Here is a 14026-nt window from a genome sequence, read left to right on the forward strand (position 1 = left end):
AATATATAAAGCTGTTTTTTAAATAAAATATAAACAGCTTTACCTTAAAAGGGACAAGAATATGTGTTTTAAAACCAAATTATTCTTGAAGGGGAAGTTGCGTCTTCTTTTTAGAAAAACGGCTATAAACTCTAAATTATCTTGTAAAGAAACAGGAGATAATTATGTGGAGTAGTTTTGTAGAAAAGGTATTTATCACGCCAAAATTAATGTTGGGATACATAGGTGTGATGATTTTTATGGCTGGTGAAGGGCTAGAACAAGGATGGTTATCTCCTTATCTCATTAAAAATGGATTATCGATTGAACAATCATCCTTATTATTTAGTGTGTATGGATTAACAGCTTCTTTTTCAGCATTTCTTTCTGGTGTTTTAACAGAAATGTTTGGTGTCAGACGCGTTATGTTTGCAGGATTGATTATGTTCTGTATTGGCTCCTTTTTCTTTTTGACGTTTGGTATTCCAAGTCATAATTTTGCAGTGATGTTGCCATCTTATGCGTTAAGAGGACTAAGTTATCCTTTGTTTGTTTATGGATTCCTAGTATATGTGACTTATGAAGCACCAGTAGATAGACTTTCAACAGCAGGTGGTATTTTCTGGTCATGTTATGCTTGTGGTTTAAGTGTGCTTGGGGTGATGTATTCCAGCGTTACACTTAAATTTATGACCGAAATCCACGTGTTGTGGAGTGCCTTAGTCTTTGTTTGTTTAGGCGGAGCTATTGCACTATTAGTCGATAAAGATGCTATTAAATCTAAGAAAAGAGCAAATTCTGAAGAAAAAACATCTATTTTATATTTGCTTAAAGGAATTACGATTATTTTCGAAGTTCCTAAACTTGGGCTGTGTGGTTATGTCAGAATAGTCAATACGCTTGCAAGTTATGGTTTTCCGATTTTCTTACCCCTAGTTTTACAAAATTTAGGGTTTACGATTAGTCAATGGCTACAAATGCTTGCTTCATTATGGATTACCAATATGATTACCAATTATTTTTGGGGAATGTTGGGTGATAAATGGGGTTGGAAAAATACTGTTGCATGGGGAGGATGTGTTGGTTGTGGATTAACAACACTTTTATTCTTCTATATTCCTACATGGGGCGGTGGATATTTTGTAACTTGGCTTGCAGCATGTGCATATGGGGCCTGTCTGGCTGCTTATACTCCAATCAATGCGATTATGCCAATGTTGGCACCAGAAAATAAAGGTGCTGCGATGTCTGTACTAACCCTTGCGGCTGGTCTCAGTACATTCTTTGGCCCAGGTATTGTTGGCATATTTATTCATTCTATTGGTGCTGTTGGTGTTATTTGGATTTATGCAGCTCTTTATTTCTCAGCAGCTATTGTGATGGCTTTTGTGAACATTGACCACCGTAGTTTTATCAAAAAAAAGGATGATAATAATCCTGCTTCGCCCCCAATAGTGGCAAAGAGTTAGTTAATTTTTAGTTTATTAATATTTTTACATAGTTTAGAGGAGAGATCCCATGAGTTTACAAAATAAAGTTGCTGTTATTACAGGCGCAAGTCGTGGTATTGGTGCAGCGATTGCAGAACGTTTATCAAAAGATGGTGCCAAAGTTGTAGTTGCATCCAATGAAGCCAAAGTAAATGAAGTTGCCGAGCGTATTAATAAAAATGGCGGCCAAGCTGTTGCTTTTGAAATGGACGTAACGAACAAAGAGGACGTTATTCGTTTATACGATTTTGCCGAAGAACAATTTGGTCGTGTCGATATCTCAGTTCAAAATGCAGGGGTGATTACTATTGCTAAGATTGAAAATCTGACCGAGCAAGAATGGAAAAAAGTCCTAGATGTGAACACGACAGGTGTCTTTTTATGTTGCCAGGAAGCTATTGCTAGAATTCGTAAACATGGTCAAGGTGGACGTTTAATTAATACTGCCTCTGGTCAAGCACGCCAAGGATTTATTTATACCCCTCATTATGCAGCCAGTAAATTCGGAGTCATGGGGATCACGCAAAGTTTGGCACACGAAGTTGCCAAAGAAGGTATTACTGTAAATGCTTTTTGCCCAGGAATAATCGAAACTGATATGTGGGCATATAATGATGAGCATTGGGGAAAAATGTTAGGGAATTATAAACCAGGCGAATTAATGGCTGAATGGGTATCAAAAATTCCTATGGGTCGTGCAGGTACAGGCGAAGACGTCGCAAATGTTATCTCATTCTTGGCAGGACCGCAATCAGCTTATGTAACGGGTCAAACCATCAATATTGATGGTGGTATGTTTATGTCTTAATCGCCTGTCATACACTGCTATTATAATAATAATAACAGTGTATGACAATGCTTATTCAACACTGTAAAATTTCTCTTGTTGAATACACCAATTATTTTCTTTAACCAGTTCATACATATGTTTTCCAACACGGTAATTGTGTGATAAACTTTTTATGTCAGTTATAAGTTCAGACATATCTGTATGTAATAAATTACCTAATGCTAGAATATCTTACTTGGACATCTATAAATAGCTTTTTTTTGTTTTTTGCCCTTTATTCCATACCATATTTTATTTTTTTTTTTGTAATTTAGGTGCAATACTTTGAAGAATACGCATTGCTGTATATTGGTCTGTAATTAAAATATTAATTAAACGTCCAGATAATGCACCAAGAATAGCATCGGTCTTATTTTTCCCTCCAGCAACACCAATAACACGAGGGATTTTTTTTAATTGATCCAAGGTAATCCCGATAATACGTTGATCGATAGCTGTTTCTAAAGGCTTACCTTTATTATTATAAAAATGTAAACAAATGTCACCAACAGCTTTTTTCTGTGTAATTGTGTTCATTTCAGCTTTGGTTAAGATGTTGCCACTATCCGCCAGAAGTTTAGCTAGAGAAATAGGGCCAATACCAACCAATGCCATGGTAATCTCGTTGAATTGAGACAATGTCGCTTTGACATAAGGGTCATCCATTAAAATAGTTTTAGCCTTTGTTGAGCCAAAAATTCCTTGTGCAGGTAATAAAACTGTTTCTGCATGAGTAATTTTTGCAAGTTTTGAACTGAGTATAGCAGCATGTTTTTTTACTGTTAGACTGCCAATTCCACCTTGAATTTGGATGATTTTTTTTGCTGATATTTTAAAATTATGGTTTAAATGATTAACCATACTAAGCAAGGATTCACTCCAAGATGAAATACCAATAACCTCATCTTGTTGCATGGTAGCAGAAAAAAATTGTGCTGCAGCCTGTCCAATATGTAAAAAAATTTGTTCTTCTTGATCTTGCTCACAAGCAGCAATAACAACTTCTGACAATCCAAAATAATTTTTAATTTGTTCTTCTAGCTCTAGAAATGTATTTTCTGGTTCATTAATTGAAATTTGTACAATATTTTTTGCCACTGCTTTTTTTAATAAACGCGATACTGTTGCTTGTGAAATATATAAATGTTTTGCAATATCAGGCTGTTTCATATTATCGAGGTAGTACATTCGGGCTACTCTAGCGATAAATCTCAATTCATTTGGTGTTGTCATATGTTCTTTTAAGTTTAATAAAATGATTATAATATGTTTGACAACATATTTTATTCAATCGAATTGCTTGGTTTAGGTTTAATCATACATCAATTATAAAAATTTGAGAATTCTATATTAAAATTAATATAAATTTTATTGATATTTATACATTGAAATTATAGTTAGATATTGTACAAATCACCCTTAGACTTTAAAATAAACTTTTTTATTTATTAAACAAGCATTGTCCGTTCATAAACAAAAATATCTTAATTATAAACTATATTCTTAACAGATTAAAATGTAATTCTGAATTGTACAACAAATACAGAATGAATTGTAAAATTAAATTTTTACAAGTTATTACTGCTAGCTTTAAACCAACAAAAACTAAAAGGTGTTGATGAATAACGGCATACTTAATTTAAAAAATTATACACTCAGTTTTATGAGAATCTACATGAATTTTTAAATATTTAATAAAATTAATATATTTTAAAATGGTGGAGTCAAGGGGAATCGAACCCCTGGCCTTCTGAATGCCATCCAGACGCTCTCCCAACTGAGCTATGACCCCATTGTCAAAAACATATAAACAGTAAATAATAAAAAATCAACGATTAAATATAAAATTATAATCTTTAAATTTCCATCGATTTTATAAACAACTTCAAACTATTGTCGTAATTATATTATTTCAACGTAAAGAAGATTATTATAAAATCTGACTATTTCTTCAGACTATTCTGCTTTCATAGCTAAACCAACACCAAAACGATTCCATGCATTAATAACTGCAATCATAACAGTTAATTCTGCTAGCTCTTGATCATTAAATTGATCCGAAACTTTTTGATATATCTCATCTGAAGCTTCTTTTTCCGACAATAAAGTTAATGTTTCAGTCCATAATAATGCAGCACGTTCACGGTCTGTAAAAAAAGAGCTTTCTTTCCATACACTAATTGCCATTAATCTATTAATTTCTTCACCAGCTTTTAAAGCGTCTTTGGTATGCATATTCAAGCAAAACGCACAGTTATTTAATTGAGAAGCGCGGATTTTTACTAATTCTCTTAGAGAAAGAGGTAAAATAGATTCATGAGTTGTTTTTTCAAGATCCATCATAGCCTTCATCATCACAGGCGCTGTTTTATATTGATTGATGCGCTTTATACTCATATCGAATATCCTTTTATTTATTTTCACTATGATCTTTATCTTGTAGCAAAAAAGAATTCTTTAAATCAAACCTAATTCATATTTTAAAACCGATTCTATAATAATTTTTAAGTAAGTATAACTTGTATTTGTGTCTGTGGTACATTGAGGTACATGGGGATTGTACGACAGTAAAAAGATAGGGGTACCGAGTACTGGGGATTGTACTCTCTTTTTTGAATTCAGTGAGTTGTACACAGGGGTAGGGTGATAATATCTGGATAACTCAGTTTTGTTAAATAAAATCAATCTGTTAAAAACTGTACACTCTGTGATAAAAATGGGGTACATTTTTTGAAAGCTGGGTACCACAGTACTAACAGGCAACAATAAACAAACACTATAAATTTAAATTTTCTTTTTATTTTTTAAGGGAATGTAAAAAAGGAAAACTTTTGCTAAACTTGTAAAAGAGAAAAAACAAATGAAAAAAATAAACAGAAAGTTTCCTTAATGTCCTCAACAAACAAAAAACTTTTAACCGTTCTTAATGGTCAATCTGTGTGGCCACCTCCTGTCTGGTTAATGAGACAAGCAGGAAGATATTTACCAGAATTTAGGCTCTTAAGGCAACAAGCTGATTTTTTAACACGTTGTTTAACACCTGATATTGCTGTGGAAATTACATTACAACCTATTCGACGGTTTGCTTTTGATGCAGCAATTCTATTTTCAGATATTTTAATTTTACCTTGGGCTTTGGGACAAGATTTACAATTTATTGAAGGAAAAGGACCTGTATTACCTCCCATTCAATCAGAACAAGATTTACAGAAACTTAATCCAAATCAAATAGAAGAAAAAACAGAGCCTGTTCTAGAAGCAATAAGACGATTAAATAAAATTATAAATGGTCAAGACTCAATTGGAACAGCAGCAGCGAAGACGGTAACTTTAATTGGGTTTACAGGATCACCTTTTACCGTTGCTTGTTATATGGTTGAAGGAGGAAGTTCTAAGGATTTTGGCAATGTCTTTAAGATGATGTATGAAAATCCCACTTTATTTAAGAAAATTATTAATTTACTTGTTCAAACAACGACCGATTATCTTTGTCGTCAAATTGAAGCTGGTGCTGAAGCTGTTAAGCTATTTGATAGTTGGGGTGGATTATTACCTGTCTCTTTATTTAATGAATATGTTATTCAACCAACACGCCAAATTGTTGAAGCAATTCAACAAAAATACCCTCATATTCCTATTATTGGTTTTCCTCGTTTAGCAGGAACGAAATTGCAATCTTATATTGATGGAACAGGATTAAAAACAGTTGGGATTGATCAAACTGCTGATATTACCTTACTCAATAAAACAATTAATCCAGAAATAGCTTTTCAAGGAAATATTGATCCTTTATGTTTATTGCATAATCCAAATGTTTTGCAACAAGAAGTTCACAATATATGTCTTGAATTAAAAAATAGACGGCATATCCTTAATTTAGGACATGGTGTTCTTCCAACAACGCCTGTTGAACATGTTTATGAACTGGTAAATACTGTTCGTAATTTAAAATAAAGGGATTTAAAAATGAGAGAAGATATTAAAAAAGCTATTGCACAAGCTCCCAAAGGAGTACATGCCGATGGACAATTGAAACTTGTTATTTTTGATTGTGATGGAGTACTTGTCGAGAGCGAGCATCTTGTTGGTGATGTGTTAGGTAAAGAGGCCAGAAAACACGGTTGGAATATTACAGGTCCAGAAGCCAGAGCATTATTCACAGGCGTTCAATTAGTTGATATTGAAAAAGAAATGAAAAAACATGTGACAATGCCTTTACCAATACATTGGCGAGAACATGCACATGATCTTATTGTAGAAGCCATGCATCATGATATTCACCCTATTGAGGGTGTAGAAACTATTTTACAAACATTAAAAGACTTAAATATTCCTTATCGTATAGGATCAAATTCTTCTCATGAAGAAATGAAAATCAAATTCAATACATCAAAACTAGCACATTGGTTTGAAAAAGATCGTACTCATTCAGGATGTGATATGGAACGTCCAAAACCTTTTCCTGATTTATATTTACATGCAGCTGAACAGGAAGGCGTTAACCCAGAAGATTGTATTGTTGTCGAGGATTCTGATACAGGATTAAAAGCAGCTTATGATGCAGGATCTGTTTGTATTTTATTAAGAGATCTGGATAAACCAGCTCCTGATTATCGTGGATTAATTCGTGTAGCGTCTTTAAATGAAGCCACAGACTTCATTAAAGAAGTTGTTCAAAGTCAAAAGAAATAAAGGTTTATTATGCTGATCGCACTTGCACCTTATTATTTATGGATAAAAGCATTTCATATCATAGCAATTATTGCATGGATGGCGGGACAATTTTATTTGCCTAGATTATTTGTTTATCATTGCCAAACCAAGGTTGGATCTGAAGAAAGTGAACGTTTCAAAATTATGGAACGTAAACTTCAACGGATTATAATTAATCCAGCAATGATTTGTTCATTTATTTTGGGTGCATTATTGGCATCAATTCCAGGCATAGTTGATATGCATTCTGGATGGTGGATCACAAAAATTATTGCTGTATTGCTTTTATTTGCATTTCATGGAGCTTGTTCTCGGTGGCGCAAGCAGTTTTTAAATGATAAAAACAAGCATTCTGAAAAATTTTATCGTTATATGAATGAAATTCCAACAATTTTAATGATTATTATTGTGATCATGGTTGTGATTAAACCTTTTTAAGAGAATAAAATGAAATTATCTGTGACGTATCAAGATGTAGAAGCTGCTGCTTTAAGACTTGAAAATAAAGCATTTCGAACGCCCGTTTTGACATCAAGAACTGCGGATCAGTTAAGTAAAGCACATCTTTATTTTAAATGTGAAAATTATCAACATGTTGGTGCTTTTAAATTTAGAGGGGCTTTTAATGCTATTGCTTGTTTAACAGATGAGCAACGTAAGGCGGGTGTAATTACTTATTCTTCTGGTAATCATGCTCAAGCGATCGCTTATGCCAGCCAATTACATCAAACAAGGGCATTAATTGTTATGCCCAAGGATGCGCCGCAAATTAAAATGGCAGCAACCAAAGGATATGGCGCAGAAATATATTTATATGATCGCTATACAGAGGATAGAGAAGCTATAGCTCAGCAATTATCCCATGAACAAGGTTTAACACTTATCCCCCCTTATGATCATCCTGACGTTATTGCAGGTCAGGGAACAGCTGTTAAGGAACTAATAGAAGATGTTGGATCCTTAGACTATTTATTTGTGCCTTTGGGTGGTGGGGGATTATTAGCAGGATCTTTATTATCAGCCAAGCATTTACTACCTAATATCAAAGTCATTGGGGTTGAGCCTGAGGCTGGAAATGATGGACAACAATCTTTACGTAAAGGCAAGATAGTGACTATTCCCGCACCAAAATCCATAGCTGATGGTGCGGTAACAACGCATTTAGGACAATATAATTTTCCTATTATTCGAAAATTAGTGGATGATATTATTACTGTTTCTGATCCAGAATTAATCTCTATGATGCATTTTTTTGCAGAACGTATGAAAATGATTGTAGAACCCACAGGATGTTTGGCTGCTGCTGCTGTAATAAAAAAAACGATACCAATTGAAGGAAAAAAAATAGGTATAGTGCTTAGTGGTGGTAATGTTGATTTAAAACAGTTTGCATTATGGGTTAAATAATTAATAAAATTAATAATTCGAATAAGATGCTAAGATTAAAAGTAATTTGAAAAGTTTTTTATTAAATAGTAAATGAATACTTTTTCTTTATTTATTCAAACTATTGAACAAATATGAGATTATATAAATAGAGTAATATACTCGTATTTTATATTAGAAACGACCTATTTAAAGGTCGTTTTTTTATGCCAATTTTCCAAATTAAGAAAATACTTCAATCAAGACGCCATAGCTGCGTTTTTTTTTATATTTTTATCATTATTTTTAAAAGGATCAATTAAATGACAATCAAAAAAACACACACTCAAGTAATAGCCAAAGCCTCAAAGGATCAAGATTTTCCAGAATTAAAAACATTAACTTACAAAGAAATGTATAATTTAGTCGGCAAGTTTTTACAAAAAGCCATCCCGATTAAAGGAGTAAAATTAAAAATCATCAAAGGATTGGTGAACAGAGTTTCTCCACCTAAACCGCCTTATGTTATTTTGCAAGTGATTGATGAAAATCAACTGTCCAGCACAGAAACGCGTTATACCGATAAATATAAAATTCTATGGGCTAGGTCAGAAATAACCATGAATATGCGCTTTGTAGGCACAGGGAATGTTGCTGCCCTGCAAATGGCCAAAGCCTTTACCGTCAGATTTAATGATGCATGGGCAACGGAACAATTTAAACAATATAGCGATATTTTATTTCCTCTTTATTGTGACGATGTGAAAATCGAAAAATTCTCGATTAATGCCGAAGATCAATATGATGATTCTTGCTCTGTGGTGAGCTATTTCGAATATCACCCAGAATTTGGTGTTTGTACAGACAGCGCCAAAGAAATCGTGATGGATGTCATTAATGCGGATAGCAATACAGAAAATTAATTGTAGAAAAGGATTAAATGATGCCCACATGGCAAGATAAACATAAAAAGCACTCTGCTAGACAGATGAAAAATACAGCAAATAACTTACAACCTTGGCAAAATCAAAAAAATCAATTTAATTTACTGACCGTACCAATTAGAGTGCATACTGGCTTAGGCGATGGAGTCGATCGATATGCTTCTTTATCACCAACATTGGTTCGTCAAATTAAAGAGCTACAAGATCATAAATGGGCATTTGAATGGAATGCACCAGGAAAAGGATCTATAACTTATTTTGATAAAGATAATAAGCAAAATAAAATTTTGATTAATATACAATATAATCCTCAAAATGATCCTGACCCATCTTATGCGATACAAAAAGAAAAATATGTAACATCAATATTGGCGCATGAGGTCGGACATGCTCAACATGAAATACAATATGATACTTCCTCTATGGAGGCATGTATTGCTTCTGCAATGAAAGGGCCAGGGAGCGAGGCAGAGGCTGTTTATAATAGTGTTATTGTGCGCAAAGAAATTTTGAAGAATAGTAATAATATTGTTGATATTTTTAATAATGGTAATGATTCTTTAGAAGAAATGAATAATTTTCAAAAAATTATGGAACAGAATAATAGATCAGATGCTATAAATCAGATAGGAGATTTATACTCAATGCATCAAGTAAGTTCTAAACCTTTTCCAACATATACGAAATATTATGGTGATTATTGTGCAAATATTGTTAAAAAACATTAAATATATTTTATTATCTATAACATTAGTTTTTTGTTTATTAGCCGCAGGATGTTCCCAACAGCTCTATCGATATTCTGCACCAATAGAAGCACAACACTATCCTGTGCTCAAATATACATTAGTCGAATTGATTGGTAATTTGCCAAAACCTCTACCGATTACCTTGAAGCAAGCACAGGTATTATTTAATAATCAATTACATTTAAAAAATAAAAATGAGCTATTTGGTTTTTATACTGCTGGTCCTTTTATTACGCGTGATGGTGTGATTGTAACGAATGTTGATTTAATTACTAGGAAAAATAGTAAAATTCCTGTTGAGAATATTAATTTTTTTCTTGATCAAAGGCAATGTGTGAGTACAAAATTATTAAAAAATAGATATAATTTAAATATTCGTTCCTTATTAACTCTTCATCCAGTAGAGAATCCAGCTATTGGTTATAGTGCAAATTTAGATTGGGGAGGTTTTGGCGTTGGAACTACATTAGATAATGAAGATTGTGCAACAAGTATTGGCGTTGGTTTAAAGTAATCATATAATAAATACATAGGGCAATACTGATGATAAAGTTGTTGAGGAACATTGGAAATCTTTTGCCATTAGTATTAGGAACCTTTTTTTATTTGTAAATTCTAATCTAAAATACTAGATCGAAATTGCCCAATTTGTCCGCGATGCCTTAACCAATGATCGGCGAGGATACATGCCATCATCGCTTCACCGACTGGCACCGCACGAATACCAACGCAAGGGTCATGTCTTCCTTTGGTAATCACGTCTGTGGCATTGCCTTCGGAATCAATAGAAGGTTGTGGAATTAAAATAGAGCTGGTTGGTTTAACCGCAAAGCGTACATTAATGGGCTGCCCTGTTGAAATCCCGCCTAGAATCCCCCCAGCATGATTGGATGAGAATGATAGCTTGCCATCATTCACATAAATAGGATCGGCATTTTCTTCACCACGTAAAGTGGCGGCATTAAAGCCTTCACCAATTTCAACACCCTTAACAGCATTAATACTCATCATTGCCTGCGCAATATCTGAATCTAGTTTGCCATAAATAGGTGCACCCAATCCCGCAGGAACTCCCTCAGCAACAATCTCAATGACAGCACCAATCGAAGAGCCTTGCTTGCGAATACAATTTAAATAATCTTGCCATTGAGGCACCATTTCACCATCAGGGCAAAAGAATTCATTCTTCTTTACTTCATCCCAAGACCAACGATCACGATTAATTTTGCGATCCCCAATTTGTACCAAAGCACCGCGGATGGTTATTTGATCACCCAGAATTAATCGAGCAATAGCACCAGCAGCAACCCGCATTGCCGTTTCTCTGGCTGAAGATCGCCCACCACCCCGATAATCACGAATGCCATACTTTAAATCATAAGCAATGTCTGCATGTCCTGGGCGATAAGATTGGGCAATATTGGAATAATCTTTGGAGCGTTGATTGGTATTTTCAATCAACAAAGAAATTGGCGTGCCTGTTGTTTTGCCCTCAAATACTCCAGACAAGATCTTAACACGGTCAGGTTCATTCCGAGACGTTGTAAATTTAGATTGCCCAGGTCTACGCAAATTAAGCCAAGGTTGAATCATTTCTTCGGTCAAAGGAATTTGTGGGGGGCATCCATCCACAACACACCCGATTGCAGGTCCGTGACTTTCCCCCCATGTCGTTACACGAAACAAAGTTCCAAAACTATTACACGACATGGTTTATATGCTCACTTGTATATTAAAGTTAAAATTAGTCTTCAGAAGCCAAAGCGATATCAGGTGCTGTTGGATTTTTCATACCAACCATATGATATCCACAATCAACGTGATGGATTTCTCCTGTGACACCACGAGAAAGGTCAGAAAGGAAATAAACCCCTGCGCCACCAACTTCGTCAATGGTAACATTGCGTTGCAGTGGAGAGTTTAATTGATTCCATTTTAAAATATAACGGAAATCCCCAATTCCACTAGCAGCCAAGGTTTTGATCGGGCCTGCGGAAATTGCATTTACGCGAATATTATCTATACCTAAATCTGCGGCCATATATTGCACAGATGATTCTAGTGCAGCTTTGGCAATACCCATCACGTTATAATGAGGCATGACACGTTCTGCACCTAAATAGGTCAGCGTTAATAACGAACCGCCGTGTTTCATAAGTTTAGAGGCCTCTTTGGCAACAGCTGTAAATGAAAAACAAGAAATATCCAATGCGGTTAAGAAAGCTTCTCTAGGTGTATCAACATAACGTCCACGTAGATATTGTTTATCTGCCCAACCAATTGCATGCACGACAAAGTCAAGTTTCCCCCATTTTTCTTCTATATTTTTAAATGTTTTTTCAATATCTTTATCATCACCAACATCACATTGGATTAAATAATCAGAACCTAGGCTTGCAGCCAAAGGTCTAACTCTTTTTTCTAGGGCTTCACCTTGATATGCAAATGCTAACTCTGCTCCTTGTAAAGCACAAGCCCTTGCAATTCCCCAAGCGATAGAGTGATTATTAGCCATTCCCATAATCAATCCACGTTTGCCCTGCATTAACTTCCCTTCTAATGGAAGTACAGCGTTTTCATTTGACATGACAAATTCCTAGCTTTAAGCCAATTTATAAATTTCTATGTATTAGCAGTTATTATAATTAATAAAGAGAAAAAACCGCAATTATATTTTTAATACCTGATTTACAATAGAAAGAAAAGAGGTGGATTATTTCTAAAGTTTTGTTGTTTTTAGACAAATCACAAAAACGTTAAAGCGTATAATAACCGTGAATATAAATACTCTTTGCTAGATTTTTTGATTTCTGTCATAATTTTAATTTATAAAAATAAGTATATCTTATTGAGCTTGAGCTACTAACGGAGCAATAGACCCTGTCTTTTTTGAATATCTATCCTTCATCATCTAATTCTTTATTAAGGAATATTTAATATGATTAAAGTTAAAAAAGTTCTTGTTCCTATTCAAGGAACGCCTTTAACTGATGCGACTTTGGCTACGGCAAATTTACTATGTGAAGGATATGACGCGCATTTGGCAGTAATGCATATTCGCCCAGATAAAAAAGATATTATTCCTTTGACGGGTGAGGGACTATCTGGAACCATGATTGAAGAAGTGATGGCGATAGCAGAACATGAAGGTACAAAACGTTTAAGATTTGCGCGTAAAATGTTTGATGATTTCGTGGATCAAAATAATATCAAAGTGGTTGATGCAGAAGCAAGCCAAGTTGCAGAAAAAGGGAAGACAGCTAGTTTTAGAGCATTAGCAGGCAGAGAAACCGAAGTCGCGACTTATTGGTCTCGGTTATCTGATATTACAGTTGTTGCGCATCCAAGTTCAAATGAGCATATTTCTTCTTCTGAAATGTTACATGCGCTTTTATTTGAAAGTGGTCGTCCTATTCTTATTGCGCCAAAAGAAAGACCAGCAAGTGTTGGTAAGCGTATCTGTATTGCATGGAATGGCAGTGTCGAAGCAGCAGCAGCGTTACATACAGCCTTAAGATGGATGAATTCTGCGGAAAAAGTTGCTATTTTATATAGTGATGATTATCCAAAGCGTGGTCTGGATATTCAAGATGTTGCTGATTATCTTAAATTTTATGACGTTAATGTTGAGCTTTGTGTGATTAAAGGGGAAAGAAGCACTGGTGAAAGTATGATTTCAAAATGTCATGAATTTGGTGCTGATATGCTTTGTATGGGTGCTTATTCTCATCCACGTTGGAAACAAATGATTTTGGGTGGGGTTACAAGCTATATGTTAGAAAATGCAAATTTGGCCGTATTAATGAATCGCTAAATTATAGAACAGCATACAGATTAATATTTTTTTGTAGTGAAGGATTTTAATAATCTTTCACTATATTTTTTGGTAGTATAAAAATACTCGTAAAATTATTTGTATATTATAAGAATAAGAGTATATAGTATAAGAAACGATTA

General features: G+C 34.3%; 14 protein-coding genes and 1 tRNA gene. 10 read left to right on the forward strand and 5 right to left on the reverse strand.

Translation table 11 applies throughout. The annotated features are described in order from the left end of the window. Window positions 1-164 precede the first annotated feature (164 nt). Window positions 165-1448: an MFS transporter gene (locus QMN76_RS05915; protein ID WP_282024132.1), complete on the forward strand. Its 1284-nt coding sequence runs from the start codon at window positions 165-167 to the stop codon at window positions 1446-1448. Window positions 1449-1497: 49 nt separating this feature from the next. Then, a complete protein-coding gene (locus QMN76_RS05920) occupies window positions 1498-2277 on the forward strand; it encodes a glucose 1-dehydrogenase (protein WP_034339699.1) in 780 nt (259 codons plus the stop codon). Window positions 2278-2550: 273 nt separating this feature from the next. Here QMN76_RS05920 and QMN76_RS05925 read toward each other — a convergent pair whose 3' ends face one another. From QMN76_RS05925 to QMN76_RS05935, 3 genes are all read right to left on the reverse strand, one after another. Next, window positions 2551-3531 carry a sugar-binding transcriptional regulator gene (locus QMN76_RS05925; protein ID WP_282065847.1) on the reverse strand — a complete coding sequence of 327 codons (981 nt, stop codon included), beginning with the start codon at window positions 3529-3531 and terminating at the stop codon, window positions 2551-2553. 483 nt (window positions 3532-4014) lie between these two features. After that, window positions 4015-4090, reverse strand: a tRNA-Ala gene (locus QMN76_RS05930). Window positions 4091-4254: 164 nt separating this feature from the next. After that, window positions 4255-4695, reverse strand: coding sequence for a carboxymuconolactone decarboxylase family protein (locus tag QMN76_RS05935; RefSeq protein ID WP_282024129.1), 441 nt, complete (start codon window positions 4693-4695; stop codon window positions 4255-4257). A 492-nt stretch (window positions 4696-5187) separates the two neighbouring features. On the opposite strand from QMN76_RS05935, the gene hemE reads away from it, so the two are divergent. The 7 genes from hemE (at window position 5188) to QMN76_RS05970 (ending at window position 10583) form a co-directional block, all read left to right on the forward strand. After that, window positions 5188-6252, forward strand: a complete 1065-nt coding sequence (hemE, locus tag QMN76_RS05940; RefSeq protein ID WP_034339692.1) for a uroporphyrinogen decarboxylase — start codon at window positions 5188-5190, stop codon at window positions 6250-6252. Window positions 6253-6264: 12 nt separating this feature from the next. Next, window positions 6265-6990, forward strand: a complete 726-nt coding sequence (locus QMN76_RS05945) for an HAD family hydrolase (protein ID WP_282024128.1) — start codon at window positions 6265-6267, stop codon at window positions 6988-6990. Window positions 6991-6996: 6 nt separating this feature from the next. Beyond that, window positions 6997-7449 carry a protoporphyrinogen oxidase HemJ gene (gene hemJ, locus QMN76_RS05950; protein WP_371827979.1) on the forward strand — a complete coding sequence of 151 codons (453 nt, stop codon included), beginning with the start codon at window positions 6997-6999 and terminating at the stop codon, window positions 7447-7449. 9 nt (window positions 7450-7458) lie between these two features. Continuing rightward, window positions 7459-8418: a threo-3-hydroxy-L-aspartate ammonia-lyase gene (locus QMN76_RS05955; RefSeq protein ID WP_282024126.1), complete on the forward strand. Its 960-nt coding sequence runs from the start codon at window positions 7459-7461 to the stop codon at window positions 8416-8418. 281 nt (window positions 8419-8699) lie between these two features. Continuing rightward, window positions 8700-9299, forward strand: coding sequence for a phage neck terminator protein (locus QMN76_RS05960; protein WP_282024125.1), 600 nt, complete (start codon window positions 8700-8702; stop codon window positions 9297-9299). A 17-nt stretch (window positions 9300-9316) separates the two neighbouring features. Then, complete coding sequence (locus QMN76_RS05965) at window positions 9317-10048, forward strand: hypothetical protein (RefSeq protein ID WP_282024124.1); 732 nt, start codon at window positions 9317-9319, stop codon at window positions 10046-10048. Beyond that, on the forward strand, window positions 10023-10583 hold the full coding sequence (locus QMN76_RS05970) for a hypothetical protein (RefSeq protein WP_282024122.1): 561 nt from the start codon (window positions 10023-10025) through the stop codon (window positions 10581-10583). The genes QMN76_RS05965 and QMN76_RS05970 overlap by 26 nt, the downstream gene beginning before the upstream one ends. A 101-nt stretch (window positions 10584-10684) precedes the next feature. On the opposite strand, the gene aroC is transcribed toward QMN76_RS05970, so the two are convergent. Both aroC and fabI read right to left on the reverse strand, forming a co-directional pair. Beyond that, window positions 10685-11779, reverse strand: a complete 1095-nt coding sequence (aroC, locus tag QMN76_RS05975; RefSeq protein WP_282024120.1) for a chorismate synthase — start codon at window positions 11777-11779, stop codon at window positions 10685-10687. A 34-nt stretch (window positions 11780-11813) separates the two neighbouring features. Continuing rightward, on the reverse strand, window positions 11814-12656 hold the full coding sequence (gene fabI, locus QMN76_RS05980; RefSeq protein ID WP_034339685.1) for an enoyl-ACP reductase FabI: 843 nt from the start codon (window positions 12654-12656) through the stop codon (window positions 11814-11816). A 351-nt stretch (window positions 12657-13007) separates the two neighbouring features. On the opposite strand from fabI, the gene QMN76_RS05985 reads away from it, so the two are divergent. After that, window positions 13008-13883, forward strand: coding sequence for a universal stress protein (locus tag QMN76_RS05985; protein ID WP_034339683.1), 876 nt, complete (start codon window positions 13008-13010; stop codon window positions 13881-13883). The last annotated feature ends 143 nt before the right edge of the window (window positions 13884-14026 follow it).

Source organism: Commensalibacter papalotli (ex Botero et al. 2024), from assembly GCF_947179115.1.
In the GTDB taxonomy this organism is placed as follows: domain Bacteria; phylum Pseudomonadota; class Alphaproteobacteria; order Acetobacterales; family Acetobacteraceae; genus Commensalibacter; species Commensalibacter papalotli.

Coding starts and splice junctions, on each gene's coding strand:
- QMN76_RS05915 (WP_282024132.1), top strand. CDS start 165: ATGTGGAGTAGTTTTGTAGAAAAGGTATTTATCACGCCAAAATTAATG.
- QMN76_RS05920 (WP_034339699.1), top strand. CDS start 1,498: ATGAGTTTACAAAATAAAGTTGCTGTTATTACAGGCGCAAGTCGTGGT.
- QMN76_RS05925 (WP_282065847.1), bottom strand. CDS start 3,531: ATGACAACACCAAATGAATTGAGATTTATCGCTAGAGTAGCCCGAATG.
- QMN76_RS05935 (WP_282024129.1), bottom strand. CDS start 4,695: ATGAGTATAAAGCGCATCAATCAATATAAAACAGCGCCTGTGATGATG.
- hemE (WP_034339692.1), top strand. CDS start 5,188: ATGTCCTCAACAAACAAAAAACTTTTAACCGTTCTTAATGGTCAATCT.
- QMN76_RS05945 (WP_282024128.1), top strand. CDS start 6,265: ATGAGAGAAGATATTAAAAAAGCTATTGCACAAGCTCCCAAAGGAGTA.
- QMN76_RS05955 (WP_282024126.1), top strand. CDS start 7,459: ATGAAATTATCTGTGACGTATCAAGATGTAGAAGCTGCTGCTTTAAGA.
- QMN76_RS05960 (WP_282024125.1), top strand. CDS start 8,700: ATGACAATCAAAAAAACACACACTCAAGTAATAGCCAAAGCCTCAAAG.
- QMN76_RS05965 (WP_282024124.1), top strand. CDS start 9,317: ATGATGCCCACATGGCAAGATAAACATAAAAAGCACTCTGCTAGACAG.
- aroC (WP_282024120.1), bottom strand. CDS start 11,779: ATGTCGTGTAATAGTTTTGGAACTTTGTTTCGTGTAACGACATGGGGG.
- fabI (WP_034339685.1), bottom strand. CDS start 12,656: ATGTCAAATGAAAACGCTGTACTTCCATTAGAAGGGAAGTTAATGCAG.
- QMN76_RS05985 (WP_034339683.1), top strand. CDS start 13,008: ATGATTAAAGTTAAAAAAGTTCTTGTTCCTATTCAAGGAACGCCTTTA.